Genomic DNA, 26,813 nt, shown 5'->3' with positions numbered 1-26,813 from the left:
ATCAACGGAGATTAGCATGAAGCCGTCCGTCATTTTGTATAAAGCACTGCCGGAAGATCTGCAGAAACGCCTTGAGGAACACTTCACCGTTACCCAGGTGAAGAACCTCAGCCCGGAAACCGTGGCACAGCACGCCGATGCGTTCGCCAGCGCCGAAGGTTTGCTGGGTTCAAGCGAAAAAGTGGATGTCGCCCTGCTGGAGAAAATGCCGAAGCTTCGTGCTACCTCTACCGTTTCCGTGGGCTATGACAACTTCGACGTGGATGCCCTTAATGCCCGCAAGATCCTGTTGATGCATACGCCACATGCGCTGACGGAGACCGTGGCCGACACGCTGATGGCGCTGGTCCTCAGCACGGCGCGTCGTGTGGTCGAAGTGGCCGATCGCGTCAAAGCTGGCGAATGGACAAAAAGCATTGGTCCGGACTGGTTTGGGGTGGATGTTCATGGCAAAACGCTGGGCATCGTTGGCATGGGCCGTATTGGCCTGGCTCTGGCGCAGCGCGCACATTTTGGTTTTAACATGCCGATTCTGTATAACGCGCGTCGTCATCACAGTGAAGCCGAAGAACGTTTTAACGCCCGCTACTGCGAGCTGGATACGCTGCTGCAGGAAGCCGATTTTGTCTGTCTGATCCTGCCGCTGACGGACGAAACCCGTCATCTTATCGGTAAAGAGGCGTTTGAAAAAATGAAGAAAACGGCCATTTTCATCAACGCGGGTCGTGGCCCGGTGGTGGATGAGAAGGCGTTGATTGAGGCTCTGCAACAGGGTGAGATCCACGCTGCCGGTCTTGACGTGTTTGAACAGGAACCGCTGCCGGTGGACTCCCCGTTGCTTTCATTGCCCAACGTGGTGGCCCTGCCCCACATCGGCTCAGCAACCCATGAAACACGCTACAATATGGCTGCAACCGCGGTAGACAACCTGATCGCTGCCCTTAGCGGAAAGGTGGAAATCAATTGCGTTAACCCGCAGGTTCAGCGATAGAAATGAAAAAACCCGCCAGAAGGCGGGTTTTTAAAATTTGTGCTACTGGGTTGGAAGCTTACAGGCTTACAACGTTACCAGCTGCTGGGCCTTTAGCGCCGCTTTCGATGGTGAAGGAAACTTTCTGACCTTCATCCAGAGATTTGTAGCCTTCGTTCTGGATAGCAGAGAAGTGTACGAACACGTCTTTAGAGCCATCGTCAGGAGTGATGAAGCCGAAACCTTTATCAGCGTTGAACCATTTTACCAGACCAGTCATTTTAGCAGACATAGAATTACCTTAATTAACAAATATATTGTGCCTTCCGGCTTGATGGATTGTGTTACAGATTTTTAAGCGATGAAGGAAGGGTCACTACGAAGGGTATCTATGGATAACAATCTGGACTGCTTTACTAAACTGCTTTAGGTCTGTGTAACAAACCGACCTGTATAGTTATACCGATGTGGTAGAAGAATAACAAGCGTTATTTTCGCCCGGAATAAAAAACCCCGCCTGAGGCGGGGTTTTCCGATTTATTCTGTGGCAGCGACCGCTGCACTCCACGCCTGACTAAAGGCCTGGTGCTGGGAGGCCAGTGGCCCAATCAGCGCATTATACTGGCTTGCCTGCTGCGAGGTCGGGAACTGAATACCGTTGGCCACAAAGCTCACCTGAGTGCCCTGCTGGGAGATGAAGTCCCCCACCTGAACCAGCTGCTGCGTGAAAATTTGCGCGGCTGGGATCAGCGGTTGCATCGCTTCAGAAGGTTTCGACACCACTTTCTCATACACTTTGTCGAAGACCGGTTTGAGATCGTCGCCCTGCTTCAGCGCGGAACGTGACGCGTCCGCCTGCATTTTCGCATTCTGCAGCTGTTGGCTCAGCACGCCGAGCGCACCGTTGGACTGGCGCAGCGGTTCACGTTGCGTCATGTAATCCTGCGGGACGCGAATAGCGTTCACGCTATCCACAACCGGACGGATACCGGAATCCATCGCCTGGCTCACCTGCTGTGAATAACCATAAAGAATGGCGTAATCAGACACGAAGGGGCCAAACTGTTTTTTCTGATCCGCAGTCAGCGTCGGCAACCGTTCACCGCTGCGCATCACCGTATTCTGTAGAAAATCGATAAACGCTTTGCGCTGATCGCCTTCTTTATCAAAACACCCACTCAGGCTAACAACCATCAACAACGCCGCAATAGGCGCAAACCAGCGAGAGCAGGACTTTCCTGTCGCCATTTCATTACTCCTTTCACCCAAAAAAGCGCACACCGGCACATGCGTGCCCGACGCTGACAAGGATAGTCCAGGTCAGCCCTGCAAGATACTCTTTTCATGCAAAACGGCTATTGCCGTTTTATTTCTTACTATTTACAAAAAAATACCTGGCGAAGCCGACATAAGCGTAATCAGGTAATTAGTCTCACCCTGGCAACGGCTGAAACGCATAAAGCGATCGTTACCGCACGATTAATCACATCCGTGACGATCCGTCGTTTGTATTAGGGACTATTCTTAACAGGCTCTCTGATGTTCTTGATCCCGGTATGTGATTTAAGAGGAGTCCTCAATGGAATATAAAGATCCTGAGCTTGAGCTGCTGAGCAGCCTGGAACAGATTATTTTTAAAGATGTACCGCAGACGTTAACCCTGCAACAAAGATCCAATCCCTTTAAAGAATATGAGCAATTGCGCAAAGGGACTGGATTAAAAACTGAAGAATTCGCCAGAGCGATGGGTGTCAGCGTGGCTATGGTGCAGGAGTGGGAGTCAAAACGCGAAAAACCCACCCCAACCGAGCTAAAGCTGATGCGCCTGATTCAGGCCAACCCTGCACTCAGCAAGCATATAGCATGATGCAGTAAAGTGAGTTACCGCCCCCGCCTTTGCGGGGGCTTGTGTTTAAAGGGGGGCACACCGCCAACCCGCTTCTTCCCAGACCAGTTCATGCGTCAATGCTAACCCCCGCAAAAAAGCCTCATCGTGAGAAACCACCAGCAATGCCCCGGGGAAACCGGCCAGTGCGGCTTCAATCGCCTCGACCGAGGCCAGATCCAGATGGTTGGTCGGTTCATCCAGCAGTAAAAGCTGCGTAGCGTCTTCACGCCACAAGACACAGGCCAGAGCAGCCTTGAGACGTTCCCCGCCGCTCAGCTCAGCCAGCGGAAGCGCCACTTTGTCAGCGCCCAGCTGAAGCTGCGCTAAACGGGTTCGCAGCACACCCTCTTCCAGAGGTGTATGACTCAGATTGAGATGCGCCATCACCGACTGCGAAAGATCGAGCTGCGACAGATGTTGATCGAGATAAGCGCAGTTTACCGATACCTTACACGTTCCTGAGAGCGGAGCCACTTCGCCGAGAATGGCTTTTAAAAGCGTCGATTTACCGCAGCCGTTTGGTCCTTTTAGCGCCACGCGCATCGGTCCGTCCATTCGCCAGTTGGTCGGCGGGAGAGTGACGTGTGGCAGCACCAGCCCCTCCATCACCAGCACCTGTTTCCCCTCAGCAATCTGGCTTCCAGGCAACGTGAACATCACCGGATTCTCCTCTTCAACTCGCTCCCGGGCCTTGTTCACCGCGGCATTCAGCGCTTCATGTTGATCGCCATGCTGTTTTTTCCAGGTGCCAATGCGCTCTTTGGCGGCCATTTTGTATCTGACCCGCTCGAACGAGGCGATATTAAGGTTATCGACCGTACGTAACGTCTTCGCCGAACGCCGCTGGCTTTCGTCATGCTCTTTTTGCATCCGCGCGCGGGTGCGTTTGCGTTCTGTTGCCGCATGTTCCAGTGCCGCACGGGCTGCCTGCTGTTCGGCGTCCCGCTGATGCGTATAGTCGTCGTAACTGCCACCGTAGTGGCGAAGACCCGAGGCGCTCAGTTCAAGAATACGCGGTACCTTCGCCAGCAGTTCACGGTCGTGGGAGGCCACCAGCACGCCCCCCTGATAACGGGCGAGCTGGTCGTAGAACCACTCACGTCCCTGCCGGTCGAGATGGTTGGTGGGTTCGTCCAGCAGCAGATAATCCGCATCAGCCGTAAACGCGCCACAGAGCAACGCGCGAATGCGCTCGCCGCCGCTGAGTTCCATGGCTGATTTATCCGGGTCAAATGGTGGAAGTTTTGCGTGGAAAAACGCCTCGCTCAGACGTTCTGCTACATCCCAGTGTCCGTCGAGTAACGCCAAATCATCGGGCTGGTAGTCACCGCTGTCGATGCGCTTACGCGCCGCAAAAATCGCCTCATACCCCAGCAGCTCAGCAAGCGTGGTTCGCGGGGAGATATCGGGCTGTTGTGCCACATAAGCGTGCGTTGCAAAACGTTCGATATGACCGCTGGCAGGTTCATCACACCCTGCCAGCAAACGTAGCAGACGTGTTTTACCGCTGCCGTTGCGGCCAACCAGCGCGCACAGTGACGGCGCCAGAGAAAGATTCAGCGGACCAAAAAGGGTATCGCCCGTCGCAAACTGACAGGTCACCTGATGCAAAATAAAAGAAGGGGATTGCGCAAAATGAGCCATAAGCACTCCTGAATGAAATCAAAACATCCCCTGCCGACGCGGTCGCGTTTAGCAAGGATCGAAATTCATCAGTCGTGTTTGTTCATTTTCGGGATGCGCTCCTGAGGGAGAAATATAACGAGAAACAGGATAACGGTAATTTGCTGACCATTTCAAGGTGAATTTTTAGGCGATTGCACTGCGCTTAGCTGGTCCACAAAAAAACGAGACATAAAAAAACCCGCCGAAGCGGGTTTTTCTCATCTGCTGGCCCGTCACCGGGCACATGCACGTTACTGCAGCAGCGAAATATCCGCCACGCGCAGGAACAGCTCACGCAGTTTTTCGAGCATAGAGAGACGGTTGATACGCAGCTCTTTATCTTCCACGTTCACCATCACTTTCTCGAAGAAGGCATCGATGACATCACGCAGTTCCGCCAGCTCCACCAGGGCTTCCTGGTAGCGGCCTTCGGCGAAATACGGCTCCAGCTTGTCACGCAGTACCACAACCTGCATCGCCAGGGCGATCTCTTCTGGCTCTTTCAGCGTCGCAGCGTTCACACGCTCGTTCAGCGTTTCGTCGGATTTCGCCAGAATGTTAGAGACACGCTTGTTAGCCGCTGCCAGTGCGGATGCCGCTTCCAGCGTACGGAAGTGGGAAACCGCCTTCATACGCGCATCGAAATCTGCCGGACGGGTTGGACGACGAGCCAGTACCGCCTGAATGGTATCGACGGTGTAACCTTCGTCCTGATACCACGCACGGAAGCGACCAAGCATAAAGTCGATCACATCGTCGACCACGTTGGCGTTGGTCAGCTTATCACCGTACAGACGTACCGCTTCTTCAGTCAGGGTCTGCAGATCCAGGTTCAGGTTCTTTTCAACGATGATACGCAGCACGCCCAGGGCAGCACGACGCAGCGCAAACGGGTCTTTGTCGCCTTTTGGATGCTGGCCGATGCCAAAGATACCTGCAAGGGTGTCCATCTTATCGGCAATCGCGACCGCACAGGCCACCGGATTAGACGGCAGCGCGTCACCCGCGAAGCGCGGCTGATACTGCTCGTTCAGGGCCACGGCCACATCTTCCGCTTCACCGTCGTGACGCGCGTAGTGCATCCCCATCACACCCTGGGTGTCGGTAAATTCGAACACCATATTGGTCATCAGGTCACACTTGGACAGTAAACCCGCGCGCGTTGCGTGGTTCACATCCGCACCGATTTCACGTGCGATCCAGCCAGACAGCTCCGCAATACGGTCAGTCTTGTCGCGCAGCGTACCCAGCTGTTGCTGGAACAGCACGGTCTGCAGACGTGGCAGGTGATCTTCAAGACGCTTTTTACGGTCGGTGTTGAAGAAGAACTCGGCATCCGCCAGACGTGGACGCACCACTTTCTCGTTACCGGAGATAATCTGGATCGGATCTTTTGATTCAATGTTCGCCACGAAGATGAAGTTTGGCAGCAGCTTGCCGTCGTTGGCATAAACCGGGAAGTACTTCTGGTCACCCTTCATGGTGTACACCAGCGCTTCAGCCGGCACGGCCAGGAATTTCTCTTCGAACTTCGCGGTCAGTACCACTGGCCATTCAACCAGAGAGGTTACTTCTTCCAGCAGGCTGTCGCTCAGATCCGCTTTACCGCCAATCTTACGCGCCGCGTCTTCCGCATCCGCCTTGATTTTGGCTTTACGCTGTTCGTAGTCAGCAATAACTTTACCGCGTTCCAGCAGGATCTGCGGATACTGGTCAGCATTGTCGATGGTGAACTCAGGCTCGCCCATGAAGCGGTGCCCACGGATCACGCGATCGGACGCCACACCCAGGATGGTGGCCGGAATAACGGTATCGCCCAGCAGCAGCGTCACGGTGTGCACAGGACGCACGAAGTGCACGTCGCTTGCGCCCCAGCGCATCAGTTTTGGAATCGGCAGCTTGGCCAGTGACGTGGCGATCATGTCAGGCAGCAGCGCTTGCGCACTTTCACCTTTCACATGTGCACGGTACAGCAGCCACTCGCCTTTATCGGTGGTCAGACGCTCAGCCTGATCGACGGTGATACCACAACCACGCGCCCAGCCTTCAGCCGCTTTGCTTGGCTTGCCTTCAGCATCAAACGCCTGAGCAATCGCCGGGCCACGTTTTTCAACTTCACGATCCGGCTGAGACGCCGCCAGGTTCGCCACTTTCAGCGCCAGACGACGCGGAGCAGCAAACCATTCAATTTTACCGTGTGCCAGGCCAGCGTTATCCAGCTCAGCAGTCACGTTCGCAGCAAAAGATTCAGCCAGGCTGCGCAGGGCTTTTGGTGGCAGCTCTTCGGTGCCAATTTCCACCAGGAAAGTTTTCTCAGACATGGCCGCCTCTTATTTGTTTCGGTTGCACATCGGGAAGCCAAGGGCTTCACGGGACGCATAGTACGCTTCTGCAACGGCTTTGGTCAGGGTACGAATACGCAGAATGTAGCGCTGACGTTCAGTCACGGAGATGGCTTTGCGGGCGTCCAGCAGGTTGAAGCTGTGGGCGGCCTTCAGAATACGCTCGTAAGCAGGCAGCGGCAGCGGAGACTCCAGCGCCAGCAACTGCTGCGCTTCTTTCTCGTACTGCTCGAAGCAGGTGAACAAGAAGTCCACATCCGCGTATTCGAAGTTATAAGTGGATTGCTCCACTTCGTTCTGATGGAACACGTCGCCGTAGGTGGTTTTACCCAGCGGGCCGTCGCTCCAGACCAGGTCGTAAACGCTGTCTACGCCCTGAATATACATGGCCAGACGTTCCAGACCGTAGGTGATTTCGCCGGTAATCGGTTTACATTCCAGACCGCCAACCTGCTGGAAGTAAGTGAACTGCGTCACTTCCATACCGTTCAGCCACACTTCCCAACCCAGACCCCAGGCACCCAGCGTTGGGTTCTCCCAGTTATCTTCCACGAAACGGATATCGTGAATGGTTGGATCCATACCCAGCTCTTTCAGTGACCCGAGGTACAGTTCCTGAATGTTGTCTGGCGATGGCTTAATCACCACCTGGAACTGATAGTAATGCTGCAGACGGTTCGGGTTTTCGCCGTAACGGCCATCGGTCGGACGACGTGAAGGTTGCACATAAGCAGTCGCCATTGGCTCCGGCCCCAACGCGCGTAAGCTGGTCATTGGGTGTGAAGTGCCTGCGCCTACTTCCATGTCCAAAGGTTGAACAATGGTACAGCCCTGACGAGCCCAGTAATCCTGTAAGGTCAGGATCAGGCCCTGGAAGGTCTTGGTATCAAACTTTTGCATAGTATGTCGTGCTGGATACGTGTGGTTTTAAATGGAAGGGACCAGTATACCCGCTGCCTGCAAGATATACAGTACGAAACGGGTTTGTTTAGGGAAAATTGGGGAAATAAGCCACCACGCCAGGCAGTTGCCGGCGTCTGGCTGTTGATTATGCGAGCGGCTTAGCGCATGGAGAGATGTAAAAACTGACCGTCTGCGTCAAACGAACAGACAAAGCCCTCTTTACGGGACGTATGGCCTTTCAGCTCATAACTCCCCTGGAATCGCTCAAATCCGGTGACATCAATGTTCTGCGCATCCGAGTTATAGCGGCGCGCAGCCTGATCCTTACAGAACTGCTCCATATTCAGGGAGCGTTCCGGGCTGATTTTTCCCTGCTGTGCTTTTTGCACGGGTGCAGAGGGTGGCGTACTGCATCCTGCCAGGATAAACAGCAGAAAGAGTGACGCCGCACGCTTCATCATCATTTTTATTACCGCCCTGTTCAGTGGCTGTTATTTTTAGTAGCAAAGCTTTTATAGATTATGCCCTGGCATTCTGCGAACCTCGCGGCTTTCAAACAAGGCTGCTCAATAAAACTCAGAATTTTCCAGAGAGAGGCTTCAATACAATCGCAGTCACACTGAATTTACAAGGGATGATGAGGAACTGATGTCGTCAAAAATTAGCTGGATTGATAATCTGCGAGGAATAGCGTGTCTGATGGTGGTCATGATCCACACGACGACCTGGTATGTCACCAATGCGCACAGTATCAGCCCTGTTAACTGGGATATAGCCAATATTCTTAACTCCGCATCGCGGGTCAGTGTGCCGTTGTTCTTTATGATTTCCGGCTTTCTCTTTTTTGGCGAGCGTAGCGCGCAACCGCGGCATTTTATCCGCATCGCCGCCTGTCTGGGCTTCTACAGCGCCGTGGCCTTGCTCTATATCACCCTGTTCACCTCGATTAACGCCGGGCTATCTCTCAAATACCTTCTGCAAAAACCCGTCTTCTACCATCTGTGGTTTTTCTTCGCCATTATCGTTATCTATCTGGTTTCCCCACTGATTCAGGTGAAAACCGTGAGCGGGAAAATGCTGCTGGCGCTGATGGTGGTCATTGGCATCATAGCCAACCCGAATACGGTCTCGCAGAAAATTGATGGTTTTGAATGGTTACCGGTCAATCTCTATATCAACGGCGATACCTTTTACTACGTACTCTACGGCATGCTGGGGCGAGCTATCGGGATGATGGACACCCAAAAACGCGGCATGAACGGGCTATGTGCAGCGCTGTTTATCATCGGCGTGATCGTCATTTCGCGTGGGACGCTGCATGAACTGCAATGGCGCGGCAATTTTGCCGATACCTGGTACCTGTATTGCGGCCCGATGGTCTTCATCTGTGCCGTATCCCTGCTTACGCTCGCCAAAAACACCCTGAACGCACGCCCCCTTCCGGTGCTGAGCGTTATCTCCCGACACTCGCTCGGAATATACGGTTTTCACGCGCTGGTGATCCACGCCCTGAGAACGAGAGGGGTCGAGTTCAAAAGCTGGCCGGTGCTGGATATCCTCTGGATTTTTACCGTCACGCTGATGGCGAGCCTGCTGCTGTCAATGCTGCTGCAGAAGGTCGACACCCGCCGCTTCGTCAGTTAACGCTGCGCTGTCGGGCACGATGATACTGGCGCGGGGAGGAAAACCCCGCGGCCAGTGAGGCCTGTTCCACGCCACACCCTTGCAACAGCCACTGTTCAGCCACCGCCAGACGCAACTGCTCCAGATAGTCGCGAACGCTTATCCCTAAATGCGTCTGAAAAAGCCGCGTTAAATGGCGCGGGCTGACATGCGCCAGAGCGGCAATCTCGGGTAAAGCCCAGGCTTTGTGCGGCTCGGTGGTAAGCGCATCCTGCGCACGATGAATGGCCGGGTGAAGATGATTGCGGTAACGTAACCATGGCGACAGCTGGGGATCGTCCCCGGAGCGACGAAACCAGACCACCATTTCGCGCGCCACGGCCAGCGCTTTTTCTGCGCCACACAGACGGTTAATCATATGCAGCGCCAGGTCGATGCCCGAGGTGATGCCGGCGCTGGTCCAGATATTCTCATCCTGCACGAAGATCCGGTTTTCTTTGATGATTGCCGTCGGAGCCGCCGTACGCAAACGGCTTATAACGTCATGATGCGTTGTGCACTGCCGGTGGTTCAGCAAGCCCGATTTTGCCGCCAGCAACGCCCCTGAACAGACACACATGACGGTGATATCCTGACGATGAATTTTTGGCTGCAGGCGCATTAACCAGTGCTGGATCAGCTGCGCCTGCGGCGTTGAGAACTGAAAGCGGGAGTCGCTTACCCCCGGAAGCACCAGCAAACTGCCCTCAGGCAAGCTTTCCGGCAGCGGCTGAATACCGCCCATCATCAGACCAATCGACGTCGGAACCTCTGCCTGCGGACCAATGTAATGCAGGCGAAACGCGTCCCCGGCCAGCACAAAGGTCTCTGCCGGGCCCGTCATGTCTAATGACAGCACCCCGGGCAACATCACAAACCAGACGTCGATGCTCATTACAGTAACTCCAGCGTCTCCGCAACCGTTTTAATGTCGGCAAACCGCCCGGCCAGTACCGTCTCGGTACGATGACGCAGTTCCTCTGCGCTCAGGGTTATCCCCTTGTGCGTCATTGGAAACGTGAGCGTTGCCTCGCTAACAAAGGTCACAGCATAGCCCAGATCGGATGCCACCCGCGCAGTGGTTTCACAGCATTGTTCCGTGCGAATGCCGCACACGATGAGCTGATTAATGTCTCGCTCACGCAGCCAGCGGTCAAGCCCGGTATCCGTGAACGCATTATGGACGTGTTTCCGGAAGACCACGTCCGGCTGATGACGTAAAAAGGCCATCGGTTTGACATAGCCGCTTTGCAGTGTGAACGGACCGTCTTCATCTACATGGAAAATATCAACGACAGGAATGCCACGCGCCTGGCAGCCCTCAATCAGCCCCAGCATCGCCTGCTGAAAGGCAGGAATTTCGTCCTCCTGCCAGTAATGACGATGATGAAAAGACTGCTGAGTATCGATGTTGATTAATGCAGTACGTGACATGTTGAATCTCCTCGCCAGTGGGTATGACACCATACTGGCAAGGAAATAAAGGCCCGCACAGACCAAAAAAGGACAACCTCGTGCCTCTGACAGACAACCGTATTTACGACATCAGCGGCAGCAGCTGTTGGTAGATTTTGCGAAAGACCTCGCGTCTTTGCGCATAACGCGCATGACGTGCCGCGTCAGGCAGATGCGCCTGTTCCAGTTGAAGCTGCGGTAACAGCTGAGAAAGCGGCGTTTCCGGGTTCATGGCAATCTGTGCCAGTCGCGCTGCACCGAGCGCAGGCCCCACATCACCACCGGTACGAAAATCGAGCTGCAGTCCGCTGATATCAGACAGCATCTGGCGCCAGTAGCTGCTGCGCGCACCGCCGCCAATCAGGGTGATACTCGCCGGCGTCACACCGCAGTCATGTACCACGTCCATTCCGTCCGCCAGGGCATATCCCACGCCTTCCAGAACGGCACGAGCCAGTTCCGCCGGGCCATGCTGATGGGTTAACCCAAAGAATACCCCTTTCGCTTCCGGGTTGTTATGCGGCGTGCGCTCGCCGGAAAGATAGGGTAAAAACCAGACGGTACCCGCACTTTCATCCGCCTGCTGTGCAGCAGCAATCAGTGCCGGAACATCAGCCATCCCGGTCAGTTTCGCGGCCCAGTCAAGGCAAGAGGCGGCGCTCAACATAACCGACATCAGATGCCATTTTCCCGGCAGCGCATGGCAGAAACTGTGAACGGCACTTTCAGGATTACTGCGATAACCCTCGCTGACCGCAAAATAGACGCCAGACGTTCCCAGCGAAAGCATCGCCTGCCCGGCTTCCACCATCCCGACCCCCACGGCACCCGCCGCGTTGTCACCGCCACCGGCCACCACCGGGACAGCAGGCATATTCCAGCGTTCTGCGACGGCAGGCTGTAAGGTACCCGTTATCTCACTGCCCTCATAGAGCGCTGGCATATGTTCGCGAGTCAGATGGCAGGCATCGAGCATGGCCTCGCTCCAGTCACGTTTGGCCACGTCGAGCCACATCGTGCCGGCAGCATCGGACATGTCGCTGGCGAAATCACCCGTCATACGAAAACGCAGATAATCTTTTGGCAGTAAAACTTTCGCCACCTGACGGAAAATTTCCGGCTCGTGGCGGTGTACCCACAGTAACTTTGGTGCGGTAAAACCGGGCATCATCAGGTTGCCGGTAATACTGCGGGAGGTGGGTACTCGCTCTTCAAGGAGTGCGCACTCTTCCGCACAGCGACCATCGTTCCAGAGAATGGCCGGTCGCAGGACGTGATGCTGACTGTCCAGTAACGTCGCGCCGTGCATTTGCCCGGCAATGCCGAGGGCTTTGACGTCACGCAGACTGTGCTGTTCACCTAGCGCTTTGATTGCACGATCCGTTGCCAGCCACCACTGCTCCGGATCCTGTTCCGACCATAGCGGATGCGGACGTGAGACCTGCAGCTTTTCTGTCTGCGTTGCTAACACGTCGCCCTGCTCGCTTAACAGGATGGCTTTCACACCCGATGTGCCAAGATCAATCCCGATATACATTCGGTGACTCCTTTAACAGAAATGCCCGGTGGCGCGACACTTACCGGGCTTACGTTATTATCTACTCGCTGTTATTTATCGAACAGGTAGTGATTAACCAGGTTTTCCAGCAGCTCCTGATGCCCGCTCTGATGCTGCGGTGCCAGTTGATGTTGTTCAGCGTACTTCGCGACGTCCGCAAGCGATAACTGGCCTTTCAAAATTTGCTGGCCCAGCTCACTGTTCCAGCCGCTATAACGCTTCGCGACACGTTTATCCAGTTCACCGTCTTCAATCATACGGGCGGCGACTTTCAGCGCCAGCGCCATGGTATCCATTGCGCCAATATGGCCGTAGAACAGGTCGTATTTGTCGGTGCTCTGACGGCGCACTTTGGCATCGAAGTTCAGCCCGCCGGTGGTGAAACCCCCCGCTTTGATAATTTCATACATCACCAGCGCATTCTCTTCCACGCTGTTCGGGAACTGGTCGGTATCCCAACCCAGTTGCGCATCGCCGCGGTTAGCATCAACAGAACCGAAGATACCCAGCGCGATAGCAGACGCGATCTCGTGATGGAAAGAGTGGCCGGCCAGCGTGGCATGGTTGGCTTCAATGTTAACTTTGATCTCTTTTTCCAGGCCGAACTGTTTCAGGAAGCCGTACACGGTAGCAACGTCGTAGTCGTACTGGTGCTTCGTAGGTTCCTGAGGCTTCGGTTCGATCAGCAGCGTACCGCGGAAACCGATTTTGTGTTTATGGTCGACCACCATCTGCATAAAGCGGCCAATCTGCTCGCGCTCCTGACGCAGGTCGGTGTTGAGCAGGGTTTCATAGCCTTCACGACCGCCCCACAGCACATAGTTTTCGCCGCCCAGCTGATGCGTGGCGTTCATTGCGGTAACCACCTGCGTTGCCGCCCAGCTAAACACTTCCGGATCCGGATTGGTTGCCGCACCCGCGCCATAGCGTGGGTTGGTAAAGCAGTTGGCCGTGCCCCACAGCAGCTTCACGCCGCTTTGCTGCTGTTTAGCCGCCAGCACATCCACCATCTGCGCGAAATTGTTCAGATACTCTTTCAGTGAGGCGCCTTCCGGCGACACATCCACGTCATGGAAGCAGTAGTACGGCACGTTCAGTTTGTGGAAGAATTCAAAGGCGACATCGGCTTTACGCTTCGCCAGCTCGATGGCCTCACCCGGCTGCTGCCATGGACGGTCAAAGGAACCCACGCCGAACATATCGGCTCCGTTCCAGCAGAAGGTATGCCAGTAACAGGCGGCAAAGCGCAAATGATCTTCCATGCGCTTACCCAGCACCAGCTCATCCGGGTTGTAGTGACGAAATGCTAAAGGATTGGTTGTTTTCGGGCCTTCGTAACGAACACGATCGAGTTGGTCGAAATAAGCTTGCATATTGAGCTCCATAATCAGGGTATGCGGCGAGTCGTTGATACAGGAGTAATAGTGAATAGACATTTTGGCTTGCTCAATTACGTTATTTCACACTGCTATTGAGAGAATGCACAACTGTGCGCTGGCTCGCAAAATAATGTGCAGGCAAACTATTTTTCGGTCCCTCTTCCATAATCAAATGTAATTAAGACGTTACGTATTTTAAAATTCGATCGCGGTCATAAATTCAGAAATAAACCAAATATCATAATGCGAAGATAAAAATCTGTAATTGCCAGCCCGCCTTTCCCCGTTAAAAATTTGCTGCGTCCCAGCAGTGAATATTTCTTTTATCTCAGCAACACATACCCCTACAAAAAGGCCCTATAATTATGAAGATAAAGAACCTGTCCCTTACTTTCTGCACTACGCTCCTCCTTGCAAGCTTTGCCGGACATGCCAAGGAAGTCAAAATTGGCATGGCGATTGACGATCTGCGCCTTGAACGCTGGCAGAAAGATCGCGATATTTTTGTGAAAAAAGCGGAATCACTTGGCGCGAATGTGTTTGTGCAATCCGCGAACGGCAACGAAGAAACGCAAATGTCGCAAATTGAGAATATGATCAACCGCGGCGTCGATGTGCTGGTCATTATCCCTTATAACGGCCAGGTATTAAGTAACGTCGTTAAAGAAGCCAAACAAGAAGGCATAAAAGTCTTAGCCTATGACCGCATGATTAATAATGCGGATATCGATTATTATATTTCGTTCGACAATGAAAAAGTGGGTGAATTACAGGCTAAAAGCCTGATCGGCAAAGTACCTCAGGGCAATTATTTCCTGATGGGCGGCTCGCCGGTTGATAACAACGCCAAGCTGTTCCGCGAAGGGCAAATGAAAGTCCTGAAGCCGTATATCGACAGCGGTAAGATTAAAGTGGTCGGCGATCAGTGGGCGGATGGCTGGCTGCCAGAAAACGCGCTGAAAATCATGGAAAACGCCTTAACCGCCAACAACAACAAAATCGATGCTGTCGTCGCATCCAACGATGCCACCGCAGGGGGCGCAATCCAGGCACTCAGCGCCCAGGGCCTGGCAGGTAAAGTGGCTATTTCGGGTCAGGATGCCGACCTCGCGGGCGTCAAACGCATCATGGCAGGCACACAAACCATGACCGTCTACAAACCGATTACCCAGCTTGCGAATACGGCGGCGGAAATTGCCGTGGAGCTGGGAAATGGTAAGCAACCTAAGGCAGACGCGACGCTGAATAACGGGCTTAAAGATGTTCCGGCTCGTCTGCTCACCCCCATTGAAGTCAATAAAGAGAACATTGACGCCACCGTCATTAAAGACGGTTTCCACAAGAAGAGTGAACTGTAATCCAGCGCGCCCCTGCTCTGCGGGGGCGCATAGAGTTGTACTGTTCTTCCCTCGGGCCATGTGGAGCAGTTATGCCTTATTTACTTGAAATGAAAAGCATCACCAAGCGCTTTGGCGCGGTGAAAGCGGTCGACAACGTCAGTCTGCGGCTCAATCCCGGCGAAGTGGTCTCGCTGTGTGGCGAAAACGGATCGGGCAAATCGACGTTGATGAAAGTGTTGTGTGGGATCTACCCGCACGGCAGTTACGAAGGCGAAATTGTCTTTGCCGGTGAAGTGATTCAGGCGACACACATTCGCGATACCGAACGCAAAGGCATCGCCATCATCCACCAGGAGCTGGCGCTGGTGAAGCACCTCACCGTGCTGGAGAACATTTTTCTGGGGGCCGAAATTTCACGTCATGGCGTACTGGATTACGACACCATGACGCTACGCTGTGAAAAACTGCTGGCCCAGGTAAGTCTCGCGATTTCCCCGGATACGCGCGTCGGTGATCTTGGCCTCGGGCAACAACAGCTGGTTGAAATCGCCAAGGCGCTGAACAAACAGGTAAGGCTGCTGATCCTCGATGAGCCAACGGCCTCCCTCACCGAGCAGGAAACAGCCGTCCTGCTCAATATCATTCGCGATCTGCAAAACCACGGCATTGCGTGCATCTACATTTCGCACAAGCTCAATGAGGTAAAAGCCATTTCGGACACCATCTGTGTGATCCGCGACGGTCAGCACATCGGCACACGTGAAGCTGCCGGCATGAGTGAAGATGACATTATCACCATGATGGTGGGGCGCGAGCTCACGGCGCTCTATCCAAACGAACCGCACACCACGGGTGACGAAGTGTTACGGGTGGAAAACCTCACCGCGTGGCATCCCGTTAACCGCCACATCAAGCGCGTTAATGACGTCTCGTTTTCCCTTCACAGCGGCGAAATCCTCGGTATTGCGGGGTTAGTCGGGGCCGGGCGAACTGAAGCCGTCCAGTGCCTGTTTGGCGTATGGCCGGGTCGCTGGGAAGGCCGTATTTTTATCGACGGACAGCCGGTAAAAATCGAGAACTGCCAGCAGGCGATTGCCCACGGTATCGCCATGGTACCGGAAGATCGCAAGAAAGATGGCATCGTCCCGGTCATGGCGGTGGGTAAAAACATCACGCTTGCCGCGCTCGATAGGTTCTCCGGTGCGCTGAGCAGCCTCGATGATGCTGCTGAGCAGCAGTGCATTCTCCAGTCGCTCGCCAGACTCAAGGTCAAAACATCCTCCCCGGAACTGGCCATTGGACGTCTGAGCGGGGGCAACCAGCAGAAGGCAATCCTGGCGCGCTGCCTGCTTCTCAACCCACGCATATTGATCCTGGACGAGCCGACGCGTGGGATCGATATCGGCGCCAAGTACGAAATCTACAAACTGATTAATCAGCTTGTACAGCAAGGGATTGCCGTCATTGTCATCTCGTCTGAGTTACCCGAAGTGCTCGGCCTGAGCGATCGCGTGCTGGTCATGCACGAGGGAAAACTGAAAGCCAATCTGATTAACCAGAACCTGACGCAGGAGCAGGTGATGGAAGCCGCTTTAAGGAGCGAACGTCATGTCGAAAAGCAATCCGTCTGATATTAAAGTCGCTGTTCCGACGCCCGGCGCGTTTGCCGGGCTAAAAGCGCTGAACCTGCAGGTTTTCGTGATGATCGCGGCGATTATTGCCATCATGTTGTTCTTTACCTGGATGACCGATGGCTCGTATTTAAGCGCGCGTAACGTCTCTAACCTGCTGCGTCAGACTGCCATTACCGGCATCCTCGCGGTGGGCATGGTATTCGTGATTATCTCGGCGGAAATCGACCTGTCGGTGGGGTCGATGATGGGTCTGCTCGGTGGCGTGGCGGCCATTTTTGACGTCTGGCTTGGCTGGCCACTGCCGCTGACCATTGCGGTTACGCTGGTGCTGGGCCTGCTGCTGGGCGCCTGGAACGGCTGGTGGGTTGCCTACCGTAAAGTCCCGTCGTTCATTGTCACGCTGGCGGGGATGCTGGCCTTCCGCGGGATCCTAATTGGCATCACCAACGGCACCACCGTCTCCCCTACCAGCGCAGCCATGTCACAAATTGGTCAGAGCTACCTCGCCGATAGCATCGGCTTTACGTTCGGTGTGATTGGGTTGCTGGCGTTTGTGGTCTGGCAGTGGCGTGGGCGAATGCGCCGTCAGGCGTTGGGTCTGGCATCGCCAGCGTCAACGTCCACAGTCGGTCGTCAGGCACTCACTGCGGTCATTGTACTGGGCGCAATCTGGCTTCTGAACGACTATCGCGGTGTCCCGACGCCGGTATTGCTGCTGGCACTGTTGCTGCTGGCCGGGATGTTTATGGCCACGCGTACCGCGTTTGGTCGCCGTATTTATGCCATCGGCGGCAACCTTGAGGCTGCTCGTCTTTCAGGGATCAACGTCGAGCGCACCAAACTCGCCGTCTTCGCCATTAACGGCCTGATGGTTGCTATCGCCGGGTTGATCCTCAGCTCGCGTCTGGGGGCGGGTTCTCCCTCGGCCGGGAACATCGCCGAGCTGGATGCTATCGCCGCCTGCGTCATTGGCGGCACCAGCCTCGCAGGCGGTGTCGGCAGCGTGGCAGGCGCGGTGATGGGGGCATTTATCATGGCTTCGTTGGATAACGGGATGAGTATGATGGACGTCCCGACGTTTTGGCAGTATATCGTCAAGGGGGCCATTCTTTTGCTGGCAGTCTGGATGGACTCTGCAACCAAGCGACGAGCCTGATAACAATATTGTGACTTATTTGGGAAGTTAGCCATGTTTGAAAAGCGTCACCGCATCACGTTGTTATTCAATGCCAACAAAGCCTACGACCGTCAGGTGGTGGAGGGCGTTGGTGAATATTTGCAGGCGTCGCAATCCGAGTGGGATATTTTTATCGAAGAAGATTTCCGAACCCGTCTCGAAAACATCAAAGAGTGGCTGGGCGATGGGGTCATCGCTGACTACGACGACCCCGTCATTGAGCAATTGCTGACTGACGTCGACGTTCCGATTGTTGGCGTCGGCGGGTCTTACCATGCGCCCGAGCACTATCCGCCGGTTCACTATATCGCCACCGATAACCATGCGCTGGTTGAGACCGCCTTCCTGCATTTGAAAGAGAAAGGCGTCCATCGCTTCGCGTTTTATGGTTTACCGTCAACCAGCGGCAAGCGCTGGGCAGTTGAGCGCGAACATGCTTTCTGCCAGCTTGTCGCGCAGGAGAAGTACCGCGGCGTGGTTTATCAGGGGCTGGAGACCGCGCCGGAAAACTGGCAGCACGCGCAAAACCGACTGGCGGACTGGCTGCAAACCCTGCCGCCGCAAACCGGCATTATTGCCGTCACGGATGCTCGTGCCCGCCACGTTTTGCAGGTCTGCGAACATTTACACATTCCGGTGCCGGAAAAACTGTGCGTCATTGGCATCGATAACGAGGAGCTGACGCGTTACCTCTCTCGCGTGGCGCTCTCGTCCGTTGCACAGGGTACGCGTCAGATGGGTTATCAGGCGGCGAAGTTACTGCATCGTCTGCTGGATAAAGAAGCGTTGCCGCTTCAGCGCTTACTGGTTCCCCCTGTCCGTGTAGTCGAACGCCGTTCAACGGATTACCGCTCCTTAAGCGACCCGGCAGTTATTCAGGCCATGCACTACATTCGCAACAACGCCTGCAAAGGGATTAAGGTCGATCAGGTGCTGGACTCGGTGGGCATTTCCCGTTCGAATCTGGAGAAGCGGTTTAAAGAGGAAGTGGGCGAAACCATTCATGCGGTCATCCACGCCGAGAAACTGGAGAAAGCACGCAGCCTGCTGATCTCCACCTCATTGTCGATCAACGAAATCTCACAGATGTGCGGTTACCCGTCGCTGCAATATTTTTATTCGGTGTTCCGAAAGGAGTATGAAAGTACGCCAAAAGAGTACCGGGAGCGTCACAGCGAAGTGATGATGTAGAAAAAAGAGAAAAGAAAACGCCTTCCGATGGAAGGCGTTTTTTTGAATTACATATGTGCGGCGATTAATCGCTGGTTATCCTGGTACATCGCGAACAGATAGTTGTTATAGCTCTGTCCCTTGGTCGAATAACCTTTCAGCTTGTGGATCATCGTGCTGGCCGTCACTTCCTGATCCGCTTTACGCAGCTGAGCGCGCGATTTACGGAACGATGAGTAGGCCGGATGCGTGTTCAGATTCACCACGTAGGCATTCACGGAATCTTTCACCGATTCAAACTGAGAATAGCCTTTCACCTTACCTGGTGCATTGTTACAACGCCCCTTGATACATTTCATACCAAACAGGTTGTTGTTATTACGCGCCAGTTTCGAGGTGCCCCAGCCACTTTCGGCTGCAGCCATGGTCGCAACCATGCTCCCCGGGATAATGTCGACACGCTCTAAGAGAGAGTTCCACGGCACACGGCGCGTGTTACCGTTCCAGCTCACCTTGTAGCGTTTGGTGATATCTTTCAGACGCGCGCGTTCTGATGGCGACCAACGGCTGTCGTACTGTTTGGCAATCAACCAGTTACGATCCGCAGTAATCGCGGCGTTTTGACTTGTGATGTAAGGCATTACCGTCCGGAGAAACGCTTTTTTCCTTGGTGTTCCGGAAGGGTATTTTCGCAAATCAGGAAGTGAACTACTCTTTGCACTATTGCGAGAATACTCTTGTTTACTGCTAACCTTACTACTTGTCGTCTTTATTACGTGGGCTTTCTTACTCGTTGTATCCGTGTGCGTCTTCGCAAGCACCTCACCCGAAAATGCCATGGTGAGTAACATGAGTATCGCGGCCCCATATCGTCGAATGGGAGTCGATATCATTAGGTCTCCTGGTCGGATATAAACATTCCAACACCTTATTTTTTTCACAAATTTGAGAGCGGAATCTCAAATCATAACAAAAATAGACTGCAAGAGCACGTATAGAAATAGTCCAATTCCGAAACTATGTCACCTGAAACCTGCTCACATAAGCATCAATTCTGAAAAATTGTGCGCGAACTCGCAGATAACTTCCTAATTTTGCGCGGGATCACTCATCCTCACGCGTCATCCTTGCAGAAAGCCCCGGGGGATGAGTTTTTACCCCACACCTGATGGCACACTGGTCAAAAATGCCGCGACAGGAAAATGGAATGAAACGCACCGCATTAGCTTTTCTGATGTTACCCGCACTGGCTCATGCTGACTGGTCATCACCGGGTTTCAACGCCTTTAGCGCCGAAGGTACCGGGATATTCACCAGCCAGGCAAAGCTTGCGAAGGGTACTCGCCCTCTTACGCTGAGTTTTGACAACACGTGCTGGCAGCCAACGGATGCAATAAAACTCAATGAGATGCTGTCGCTTAAAAAATGTGACGGCACGCCGCCGCAGTGGCGACTGTTCCGCGACGGCGAGTATCAGATGCGTGTCGATACCCGCTCCGGTACGCCCACACTGATGCTGACTATTCAAAGCGCAGCGGAACCGTCGGTTGCAAACGTTACCCGCCAGTGTCCGAAGTGGGACGGTAAGCCCCTGACGCTTGAAGTTGGCAACGATTTCCCGGAAGGATCGGTGGTCCGTGATTTCTACAGCAAACAGACTGCAACAGTGCAGAATGGGAAAATCACCCTGCAACCCGCCGCCAACAGCAACGGTCTGCTGCTGCTTGAACGCGCTGAGACCGACAAACCCGCGCCCTTTAGCTGGCAAAACGCCACCGTCTATTTCGTGCTGACTGACCGCTTTGTCAACGGCGATCCCTCTAACGATAACAGCTATGGACGCCACAAAGATGGCATGCAGGAGATCGGCACCTTCCACGGTGGCGATCTCAAGGGGCTTACAACCCGGCTCGATTATTTACAGCAGCTGGGCGTGAATGCGCTCTGGATAAGCTCCCCGCTGGAGCAGATCCACGGCTGGGTTGGCGGTGGCACCAAAGGTGACTTCCCCCACTACGCCTATCATGGCTACTACACCCAGGACTGGACCACGCTTGATGGCAACATGGGCACCGAAGATGATTTACGCCACCTTGTCGATGAAGCGCATAAACGCGGTATCCGCATCCTGTTTGATATCGTCATGAACCACACGGGTTACGCGACGCTCGCAGACATGCAGGCGTTCCAGTTTGGGGCCCTTTATCTGCAGGGTGATGAACTGAAAAAAACGCTGGGCGAGCACTGGACGGACTGGAAGCCGGGAGCAGGCCAAAGCTGGCACAGCTTCAACGATTACATCAACTTCAGCGACAAAGCCGCCTGGGAAAAATGGTGGGGTAAAAAGTGGATCCGCACCGACATTGGTGACTATGACAATCCCGGCTTCGACGATTTAACCCTGTCGCTGGCGTTCCTGCCGGACCTGAAAACGGAGTCGACGACCCCTTCCGGTTTACCCAACTTCTACCAACATAAACCTGATACCCACGCGAAGGCCATTTCGGGCTACACCCCGCGTGATTACCTGACCCACTGGCTCAGCCAGTGGGTACGCGACTATGGCATTGACGGTTTCCGTGTGGATACGGCAAAACACGTGGAACTCGAGGCCTGGCAGCAGTTGAAAGATCAGGCAAGCCAGGCGCTGGCAGCCTGGAAAGGCGCGAACCCCGACAAAAAACTCGACAATACCCCGTTCTGGATGACCGGCGAGTCATGGGGCCACGGCGTGATGCAAAGCGATTATTACCGCCACGGGTTTGACGCGATGATCAACTTTGATTATCAGGAGCAGGCAGCAAAAGCGGTCGGTTGTCTGGCGGACATCGACCTGACCTGGCAGCAGATGGCGGAAAAACTGCAAAGCTTCAATGTCCTGAGCTATCTCTCGTCGCATGACACACGCCTTTTCCGTGAAGGCGGCCAGCGTGCCGCAGAGCTGCTCCTGCTCGCACCGGGCAGCGTACAAATTTACTACGGAGATGAATCCGAGCGGCCATTCGGACCGACAGGGTCCGATCCATTACAGGGCACCCGCTCAGATATGAACTGGCAGGACGTGACGGGCAAGCAGGCCTTAACCGTCGCCCACTGGCAGGTTCTGGGCCAGTTCCGCGCCCGTCATCCCGCAATAGGTGAAGGCAAACAAACCACGCTGTCGCTGAAAGAAGGCTACGGCTTCGTTCGCGAGCACAATGGCGATAAGGTCATGGTGGTGTGGGCGGGTAATCAATAACGACGCCAACCGGTTCCCTCTCCCCCTCCGGGAGAGGGATATTTTACCAGAACAATCCACTACCTAAATACCTTCCCGCCACATAAAACAACAATCCCGACCGCATCTCTCGATTTGCACCAGCACGGTGCTAGCGTTATGGTTACCCACTTTCAAAATAAGCTCGACAGATCACCTGCTATGACGTTTTCACTTTTCGGCGACAAATTCACCCGCCATTCAGGCATTACTCGCCTGATGGAGGACCTCAACGACGGGCTGCGCACACCAGGCGCCATCATGCTCGGCGGCGGAAACCCGGCTCAAATCCCGGAGATGAACACCTATTTTCAGACGCTGCTGGCTCAGATGCTGGAAAGCGGGAAAGCAACCGATGCGCTTTGCAACTACGATGGCCCGCAGGGTAAAACCGAACTGCTGACACTGCTTGCTGAAATGCTGCGCAAAGAGCTGGGTTGGGATATCGAACCACAGAATATTGCACTGACAAACGGCAGTCAGAGCGCATTTTTCTACTTGTTTAATCTGTTCGCAGGCCGTCGCGCCGACGGCACCACCAAAAAAGTGCTGTTCCCGCTGGCGCCAGAGTACATCGGCTATGCCGATTCCGGCCTCGAAGAGGATCTGTTCGTCTCGGCGCGCCCGAATATTGAGCTGCTGCCAGAAGGCCAGTTCAAATATCATGTCGACTTTGAACATCTGCATATTGGTGAAGAGACGGGCATGATCTGCGTATCACGTCCAACCAACCCAACGGGCAACGTCATCACCGACGACGAACTGATGAAGCTGGATGCGCTGGCGAATCAGCACGACATCCCGCTGGTGATTGATAACGCTTATGGCGTGCCGTTCCCGGGGATCATCTTCAGCGAAGCACGTCCGCTGTGGAACCCGAACATCGTCCTGTGTATGAGCCTTTCCAAGCTGGGTCTGCCGGGCAGCCGTTGCGGGATCATCATCGCCAATGAAAAAATCATCACCGCCATTACCAACATGAACGGCATTATCAGCCTTTCCCCGGGGGGAATCGGCCCGGCGATGATGTGCGAAATGATCAAACGTAATGACCTGCTGCGCCTGTCGAACGAGGTTATCAAGCCGTTCTATTACCAGCGGGTACAGGAAACGATCGCCATTCTTCGCCGCTACTTACCGGAAGAACGCTGCCTGATCCACAAACCTGAAGGGGCAATTTTCCTGTGGCTGTGGTTTAAGGATCTGCCGATCACCACCGAGCTTCTCTACCAGCGCCTGAAAAAGCGCGGCGTGTTGATGGTGCCGGGTGATTACTTCTTCCCGGGTCTGGATAAGCCGTGGCCGCATACGCATCAGTGCATGCGCATGAACTACGTGCCCGATCCGGAGAAAATCGAAGCGGGCGTGAAAATTCTCGCCGAAGAGATCGAGTACGCCTGGCGCGAAGATAGCCAGTAACGCGTTACGCCAGATTATGCAGCCGTTCGGTGCGTAATCTGGCGGGGTCAACGCAGCGCAGCGCGTGGGTTGGGCACGCCTCCACACAGGCGGGTCCAGCCTCGCGATCTGCGCACAAATCACATTTCACCGCCTGAACGCGGTTCCCCACTCGCTGAACCTGCATTGCCCCAAACGGGCACGCTACCACACAACTTTTACAGCCAATACAGCGCGCCGGCTCCACCCGCCAGGCACCCGCGGTGTGGCGAATCGCCTGTGTCGGACAAACAGCGGCACAAGGGGCATCTTCACACTGATGGCAGCCCACAGCCGTAGTGAATGCGCCGCCTTTGACCACCCGAATGCGGGGCGTAAACGCGCCTGCAGAAAGCATTCCCTGATGCGACACCACGCAGGCCACTTCGCAGGTACGACAGCCAATGCATTTTTCCGTATCAGCCAGGATAAATCGGTTCATCTGTCACGCTCCGCGCACGTTAAAACCCAACTCTTTTGAGATAGCCTCTGCCGTTTCCCGCAGCGGTTTCAGCAGGTTTTTTTCACCAATTTGCTTCATGCGGGACGTCGAGAGCGAAATGGAGATCGCGTACGGCACGCGGCCATGAATATCAAACACCGGTACGGCAAGACAGGAGACGCCCAGCTCGTTCTCTTCTTTATCCATCGCCATGCTGTGCTCGCGGATTTCCGCCAGCTCGTCATACATCGCGCTCAGTTCGGTAATCGTGTTGCGGGTGAGCGGCTGGATCTGCTCCTGATGGCTCTGCCAGTAGCTCGCCACATAGTCCTGATGACCAAACGCCATGTAGATTTTGCCCATCGCCGAACAATAGAGCGGCATATGCTGACCGATGTAAGCACGCGTGCGCAGCATACCGGTTGTGGGCTCCAGCTTATAAATCAGAATCGCGTGATCGTCCTCGCGGCTTGAGAAGTTCACCGTCTCACCGGTGGCGATATTCAGCGTCTCAAGGTGCGGGGCCGCCACGTGAATGATATTCAGCGACGACAGCGCCTTTTGCCCGACGGCGATAAATTTGGTGGTCAGGCGGTAGCTGCCCGCTGCAGGCGCCGGGGTAACGTACCCGCACGACTGTAATCCCTGCAGTAAGCGGTGCACGGTGCTTTTATTCAGCCCTGCCAGTTCCGATAAATGGGCCAACGGACACCCGTTCGGGTAGTTGCTGAGGATCTCAATCAGCATCAGGCCGCGAAACAAGCTCTGGCTACCTGCTGGCCTCTCTTTTTCTTGCGTCATTTCGCTCTCTTTCGTGCTCATCCAATGGCTCCTTTTTATCGCGTCCTGATGGTAGCGCAAAGTGTGGTTCAGTTCACGATCTCAACAGAAAAAACACAACCAGTTGATTTTAATCGATTTTGAAAATCATGAATGTCGTTGATCTGGCAAAATTTGATCGCTATATTTGAAATCAGATTTCGCATAGTGAAATTTAGCGATAAAAAAGCACTCGCACTTGCCCCGACAAAAACAGGAGAACAGGGATGAAAGTGACCTTTGAAGAGTTAAAAGCGGCGTTCAGGCGGGTCCTGGTCGATCGCGGCGTAAAAGCGGACACCGCCGACGCCTGCGCGGAGATGTTTGCCCGCACCACGGAATCGGGCGTCTATTCACACGGGGTTAACCGCTTCCCTCGTTTCATTCAGCAGCTTGATGCCGGCGACATCATTCCTGATGCCCAGCCAACACGGGTGACCTCGCTAGGTGCCATCGAACAGTGGGATGCCCGACGTTCGATTGGCAACCTGACGGCGAAAAAGATGATGGATCGCGCCACCGAACTGGCCGCCGACCACGGTATCGGCCTGGTGGCACTGCGAAACGCCAACCACTGGATGCGCGGCGGCAGCTACGGCTGGCAGGCCGCAGAGAAGGGGTACATCGGGATCTGCTGGACTAACTCCATTGCCGTCATGCCAGCCTGGGGCTCAAAAGCGTGCTGCATCGGCACTAACCCTCTGATCGTGGCGATTCCGTCTACGCCGATCACAATGGTCGATATGTCGATGTCAATGTTCTCCTACGGCATGCTGGAAGTGAATCGCCTGGCCGGACGCACGTTGCCGGTGGATGGGGGGTTTGACGATGAAGGGCACCTCACCAGAGAACCTGGCGTGATCGAGAAAAACCGCCGCATTCTGCCGATGGGCTACTGGAAAGGATCGGGCTTATCCATCGTCCTCGACATGATCGCAACCCTGCTCTCCAACGGATCCTCCGTTGCGGAAGTGACCCAGGACAACAGCGACGAATATGGCGTGTCACAAATCTTTATCGCCATCGAGGTCGATCGTTTGATCGACGGACCCACCCGCGATGCCAAACTGCAGCGCATCATGGACTTTATCATCAACGCCGAGCGGGCTGATGACAACGTCGCGGTTCGACTGCCGGGTCATGAATTCACACGTCTGCTCGAAGAGAACCGCCGCAACGGCATCACCATTGACGACAGCGTGTGGGCGAAAATCCAGTCTCTGTAAGGAGTGGGCCATGATTTTAGGACATATTTCGCAGCCAAATCCGTGTCGCCTGCCGCGGGCGATAGAGAAAGCGCTCGATTTTCTGCGCACCACGGATTTCACGGCGCTGGCACCTGGCGTGGTGGAGATTGACGGACGTAACATTTTTGCTCAGGTGCTCGACCTCACCACCCGGACGTGGGATGAGAACCGTCCCGAAGTGCACCGTCGCTATCTGGACATTCAGTTTCTGGCATGGGGTGAAGAGAAAATCGGTGTCGCCATTGATACCGGCAATAACGAAATAAGCGAATCACTGCTGGAACAGCGGGATATTATTTTTTATCACGGCAGCGAAAATGAATCATTTATAGAAATGACGCCCGGCACGTACGCCATATTTTTTCCGCAGGATGTTCACCGTCCTGCCTGCATTAAAAATAAGGCATCGGCAATTCGTAAAATTGTGGTGAAAGTAGCAATCAGCGAAATAGATTAATTTTCTGAACTC

General features: G+C 54.5%; 24 protein-coding genes. 11 read left to right on the top strand and 13 right to left on the bottom strand.

Annotation, left to right across the window (positions count from 1 at the left end; translation table 11 throughout):
• The first annotated feature begins 16 nt into the window (after positions 1 to 16).
• A complete protein-coding gene (gene ghrB / locus AB6731_RS18060) occupies positions 17 to 991 on the top strand; it encodes a glyoxylate/hydroxypyruvate reductase GhrB (RefSeq protein ID WP_014168132.1) in 975 nt (324 codons plus the stop codon).
• Between the two features lie 58 nt (positions 992 to 1,049).
• On the opposite strand, the gene cspA is transcribed toward ghrB, so the two are convergent.
• Together cspA and AB6731_RS18050 are read right to left on the bottom strand one after the other, a co-directional pair.
• Positions 1,050 to 1,262 carry an RNA chaperone/antiterminator CspA gene (gene cspA / locus AB6731_RS18055; RefSeq protein ID WP_014168131.1) on the bottom strand — a complete coding sequence of 71 codons (213 nt, stop codon included), beginning with the start codon at positions 1,260 to 1,262 and terminating at the stop codon, positions 1,050 to 1,052.
• 245 nt (positions 1,263 to 1,507) lie between these two features.
• Positions 1,508 to 2,218: a DUF3053 domain-containing protein gene (locus AB6731_RS18050; protein ID WP_020882641.1), complete on the bottom strand. Its 711-nt coding sequence runs from the start codon at positions 2,216 to 2,218 to the stop codon at positions 1,508 to 1,510.
• 331 nt (positions 2,219 to 2,549) lie between these two features.
• On the opposite strand from AB6731_RS18050, the gene AB6731_RS18045 reads away from it, so the two are divergent.
• On the top strand, positions 2,550 to 2,837 hold the full coding sequence (locus tag AB6731_RS18045; protein ID WP_014168128.1) for an HTH-type transcriptional regulator: 288 nt from the start codon (positions 2,550 to 2,552) through the stop codon (positions 2,835 to 2,837).
• Positions 2,838 to 2,882: 45 nt separating this feature from the next.
• Here AB6731_RS18045 and AB6731_RS18040 read toward each other — a convergent pair whose 3' ends face one another.
• The 4 genes from AB6731_RS18040 to AB6731_RS18025 all read right to left on the bottom strand — a co-directional run bounded on the left by AB6731_RS18040 (position 2,883) and on the right by AB6731_RS18025 (position 8,232).
• Entirely contained in the window at positions 2,883 to 4,502 is a 1,620-nt protein-coding gene (locus AB6731_RS18040; protein WP_047954901.1) for an ABC-F family ATP-binding cassette domain-containing protein, read from the bottom strand.
• 272 nt (positions 4,503 to 4,774) lie between these two features.
• On the bottom strand, positions 4,775 to 6,844 hold the full coding sequence (gene glyS / locus AB6731_RS18035; RefSeq protein ID WP_371006631.1) for a glycine--tRNA ligase subunit beta: 2,070 nt from the start codon (positions 6,842 to 6,844) through the stop codon (positions 4,775 to 4,777).
• A gap of 9 nt (positions 6,845 to 6,853) precedes the next feature.
• Positions 6,854 to 7,765: a glycine--tRNA ligase subunit alpha gene (gene glyQ, locus AB6731_RS18030; RefSeq protein ID WP_014168125.1), complete on the bottom strand. Its 912-nt coding sequence runs from the start codon at positions 7,763 to 7,765 to the stop codon at positions 6,854 to 6,856.
• Between the two features lie 161 nt (positions 7,766 to 7,926).
• The gene (locus AB6731_RS18025) at positions 7,927 to 8,232 is read right to left on the bottom strand and encodes a YsaB family lipoprotein (protein WP_014168124.1); all 306 of its coding nucleotides are present in this window, start codon (positions 8,230 to 8,232) and stop codon (positions 7,927 to 7,929) included.
• A 184-nt stretch (positions 8,233 to 8,416) separates the two neighbouring features.
• Here AB6731_RS18025 and AB6731_RS18020 point away from each other — a divergent pair, with 184 nt between their 5' ends.
• Positions 8,417 to 9,412 carry an acyltransferase gene (locus AB6731_RS18020; protein ID WP_014168123.1) on the top strand — a complete coding sequence of 332 codons (996 nt, stop codon included), beginning with the start codon at positions 8,417 to 8,419 and terminating at the stop codon, positions 9,410 to 9,412.
• On the opposite strand, the gene AB6731_RS18015 is transcribed toward AB6731_RS18020, so the two are convergent.
• The 4 genes from AB6731_RS18015 to xylA all read right to left on the bottom strand — a co-directional run bounded on the left by AB6731_RS18015 (position 9,405) and on the right by xylA (position 13,816).
• A complete protein-coding gene (locus tag AB6731_RS18015) occupies positions 9,405 to 10,325 on the bottom strand; it encodes a GlxA family transcriptional regulator (protein ID WP_371006630.1) in 921 nt (306 codons plus the stop codon). The two genes, AB6731_RS18020 and AB6731_RS18015, sit on opposite strands and share 8 nt — an antisense overlap.
• A complete protein-coding gene (locus tag AB6731_RS18010) occupies positions 10,325 to 10,864 on the bottom strand; it encodes an isochorismatase family protein (RefSeq protein WP_049023121.1) in 540 nt (179 codons plus the stop codon). The genes AB6731_RS18015 and AB6731_RS18010 overlap by 1 nt, the downstream gene beginning before the upstream one ends.
• A gap of 103 nt (positions 10,865 to 10,967) precedes the next feature.
• Positions 10,968 to 12,422: a xylulokinase gene (gene xylB, locus AB6731_RS18005; RefSeq protein WP_025206427.1), complete on the bottom strand. Its 1,455-nt coding sequence runs from the start codon at positions 12,420 to 12,422 to the stop codon at positions 10,968 to 10,970.
• A gap of 71 nt (positions 12,423 to 12,493) precedes the next feature.
• Positions 12,494 to 13,816 (bottom strand): xylose isomerase, encoded by a 1,323-nt coding sequence (gene xylA, locus AB6731_RS18000; protein ID WP_086462926.1) that lies wholly within the window; start codon positions 13,814 to 13,816, stop codon positions 12,494 to 12,496.
• Positions 13,817 to 14,187: 371 nt separating this feature from the next.
• On the opposite strand from xylA, the gene xylF reads away from it, so the two are divergent.
• The 4 genes from xylF to xylR all read left to right on the top strand — a co-directional run bounded on the left by xylF (position 14,188) and on the right by xylR (position 19,164).
• On the top strand, positions 14,188 to 15,180 hold the full coding sequence (gene xylF, locus AB6731_RS17995) for a D-xylose ABC transporter substrate-binding protein (protein ID WP_371006629.1): 993 nt from the start codon (positions 14,188 to 14,190) through the stop codon (positions 15,178 to 15,180).
• Between the two features lie 71 nt (positions 15,181 to 15,251).
• A complete protein-coding gene (locus AB6731_RS17990; protein ID WP_020882648.1) occupies positions 15,252 to 16,793 on the top strand; it encodes a xylose ABC transporter ATP-binding protein in 1,542 nt (513 codons plus the stop codon).
• Positions 16,771 to 17,952, top strand: a complete 1,182-nt coding sequence (gene xylH, locus AB6731_RS17985) for a xylose ABC transporter permease XylH (RefSeq protein WP_333193305.1) — start codon at positions 16,771 to 16,773, stop codon at positions 17,950 to 17,952. The genes AB6731_RS17990 and xylH overlap by 23 nt, the downstream gene beginning before the upstream one ends.
• Before the next feature lie 33 nt (positions 17,953 to 17,985).
• Positions 17,986 to 19,164 (top strand): D-xylose utilization transcriptional activator XylR, encoded by a 1,179-nt coding sequence (xylR, locus tag AB6731_RS17980; RefSeq protein ID WP_020882649.1) that lies wholly within the window; start codon positions 17,986 to 17,988, stop codon positions 19,162 to 19,164.
• Positions 19,165 to 19,211: 47 nt separating this feature from the next.
• On the opposite strand, the gene AB6731_RS17975 is transcribed toward xylR, so the two are convergent.
• Positions 19,212 to 20,036, bottom strand: coding sequence for a protein bax (locus AB6731_RS17975; protein ID WP_020882650.1), 825 nt, complete (start codon positions 20,034 to 20,036; stop codon positions 19,212 to 19,214).
• A 314-nt stretch (positions 20,037 to 20,350) separates the two neighbouring features.
• On the opposite strand from AB6731_RS17975, the gene AB6731_RS17970 reads away from it, so the two are divergent.
• Both AB6731_RS17970 and avtA read left to right on the top strand, forming a co-directional pair.
• Positions 20,351 to 22,381, top strand: coding sequence for an alpha-amylase (locus tag AB6731_RS17970; RefSeq protein ID WP_371006628.1), 2,031 nt, complete (start codon positions 20,351 to 20,353; stop codon positions 22,379 to 22,381).
• Between the two features lie 180 nt (positions 22,382 to 22,561).
• Entirely contained in the window at positions 22,562 to 23,818 is a 1,257-nt protein-coding gene (gene avtA, locus AB6731_RS17965) for a valine--pyruvate transaminase (protein WP_020882652.1), read from the top strand.
• Positions 23,819 to 23,822: 4 nt separating this feature from the next.
• On the opposite strand, the gene AB6731_RS17960 is transcribed toward avtA, so the two are convergent.
• Entirely contained in the window at positions 23,823 to 24,278 is a 456-nt protein-coding gene (locus tag AB6731_RS17960) for a 4Fe-4S binding protein (protein ID WP_219372582.1), read from the bottom strand.
• Between the two features lie 3 nt (positions 24,279 to 24,281).
• Complete coding sequence (gene yiaJ, locus AB6731_RS17955) at positions 24,282 to 25,100, bottom strand: IclR family transcriptional regulator YiaJ (RefSeq protein WP_020882654.1); 819 nt, start codon at positions 25,098 to 25,100, stop codon at positions 24,282 to 24,284.
• A 224-nt stretch (positions 25,101 to 25,324) separates the two neighbouring features.
• On the opposite strand from yiaJ, the gene yiaK reads away from it, so the two are divergent.
• Positions 25,325 to 26,323, top strand: coding sequence for a 3-dehydro-L-gulonate 2-dehydrogenase (yiaK, locus tag AB6731_RS17950; protein WP_014168108.1), 999 nt, complete (start codon positions 25,325 to 25,327; stop codon positions 26,321 to 26,323).
• Positions 26,324 to 26,333: 10 nt separating this feature from the next.
• Positions 26,334 to 26,801 (top strand): YhcH/YjgK/YiaL family protein, encoded by a 468-nt coding sequence (locus AB6731_RS17945; protein WP_371006627.1) that lies wholly within the window; start codon positions 26,334 to 26,336, stop codon positions 26,799 to 26,801.
• Positions 26,802 to 26,813 lie beyond the last annotated feature (12 nt).

Source organism: Enterobacter sp. RCC_40 (genome assembly GCF_041360735.1).
GTDB lineage: Bacteria > Pseudomonadota > Gammaproteobacteria > Enterobacterales > Enterobacteriaceae > Enterobacter > Enterobacter ludwigii.
This window is presented reverse-complemented; position numbering and strand designations above follow the sequence as displayed.

Coding starts and splice junctions, on each gene's coding strand:
- ghrB (WP_014168132.1), top strand. CDS start 17: ATGAAGCCGTCCGTCATTTTGTATAAAGCACTGCCGGAAGATCTGCAG.
- cspA (WP_014168131.1), bottom strand. CDS start 1,262: ATGTCTGCTAAAATGACTGGTCTGGTAAAATGGTTCAACGCTGATAAA.
- AB6731_RS18050 (WP_020882641.1), bottom strand. CDS start 2,218: ATGGCGACAGGAAAGTCCTGCTCTCGCTGGTTTGCGCCTATTGCGGCG.
- AB6731_RS18045 (WP_014168128.1), top strand. CDS start 2,550: ATGGAATATAAAGATCCTGAGCTTGAGCTGCTGAGCAGCCTGGAACAG.
- AB6731_RS18040 (WP_047954901.1), bottom strand. CDS start 4,502: ATGGCTCATTTTGCGCAATCCCCTTCTTTTATTTTGCATCAGGTGACC.
- glyS (WP_371006631.1), bottom strand. CDS start 6,844: ATGTCTGAGAAAACTTTCCTGGTGGAAATTGGCACCGAAGAGCTGCCA.
- glyQ (WP_014168125.1), bottom strand. CDS start 7,765: ATGCAAAAGTTTGATACCAAGACCTTCCAGGGCCTGATCCTGACCTTA.
- AB6731_RS18025 (WP_014168124.1), bottom strand. CDS start 8,232: ATGATGATGAAGCGTGCGGCGTCACTCTTTCTGCTGTTTATCCTGGCA.
- AB6731_RS18020 (WP_014168123.1), top strand. CDS start 8,417: ATGTCGTCAAAAATTAGCTGGATTGATAATCTGCGAGGAATAGCGTGT.
- AB6731_RS18015 (WP_371006630.1), bottom strand. CDS start 10,325: ATGAGCATCGACGTCTGGTTTGTGATGTTGCCCGGGGTGCTGTCATTA.
- AB6731_RS18010 (WP_049023121.1), bottom strand. CDS start 10,864: ATGTCACGTACTGCATTAATCAACATCGATACTCAGCAGTCTTTTCAT.
- xylB (WP_025206427.1), bottom strand. CDS start 12,422: ATGTATATCGGGATTGATCTTGGCACATCGGGTGTGAAAGCCATCCTG.
- xylA (WP_086462926.1), bottom strand. CDS start 13,816: ATGCAAGCTTATTTCGACCAACTCGATCGTGTTCGTTACGAAGGCCCG.
- xylF (WP_371006629.1), top strand. CDS start 14,188: ATGAAGATAAAGAACCTGTCCCTTACTTTCTGCACTACGCTCCTCCTT.
- AB6731_RS17990 (WP_020882648.1), top strand. CDS start 15,252: ATGCCTTATTTACTTGAAATGAAAAGCATCACCAAGCGCTTTGGCGCG.
- xylH (WP_333193305.1), top strand. CDS start 16,771: ATGTCGAAAAGCAATCCGTCTGATATTAAAGTCGCTGTTCCGACGCCC.
- xylR (WP_020882649.1), top strand. CDS start 17,986: ATGTTTGAAAAGCGTCACCGCATCACGTTGTTATTCAATGCCAACAAA.
- AB6731_RS17975 (WP_020882650.1), bottom strand. CDS start 20,036: ATGATATCGACTCCCATTCGACGATATGGGGCCGCGATACTCATGTTA.
- AB6731_RS17970 (WP_371006628.1), top strand. CDS start 20,351: ATGAAACGCACCGCATTAGCTTTTCTGATGTTACCCGCACTGGCTCAT.
- avtA (WP_020882652.1), top strand. CDS start 22,562: ATGACGTTTTCACTTTTCGGCGACAAATTCACCCGCCATTCAGGCATT.
- AB6731_RS17960 (WP_219372582.1), bottom strand. CDS start 24,278: ATGAACCGATTTATCCTGGCTGATACGGAAAAATGCATTGGCTGTCGT.
- yiaJ (WP_020882654.1), bottom strand. CDS start 25,100: ATGAGCACGAAAGAGAGCGAAATGACGCAAGAAAAAGAGAGGCCAGCA.
- yiaK (WP_014168108.1), top strand. CDS start 25,325: ATGAAAGTGACCTTTGAAGAGTTAAAAGCGGCGTTCAGGCGGGTCCTG.
- AB6731_RS17945 (WP_371006627.1), top strand. CDS start 26,334: ATGATTTTAGGACATATTTCGCAGCCAAATCCGTGTCGCCTGCCGCGG.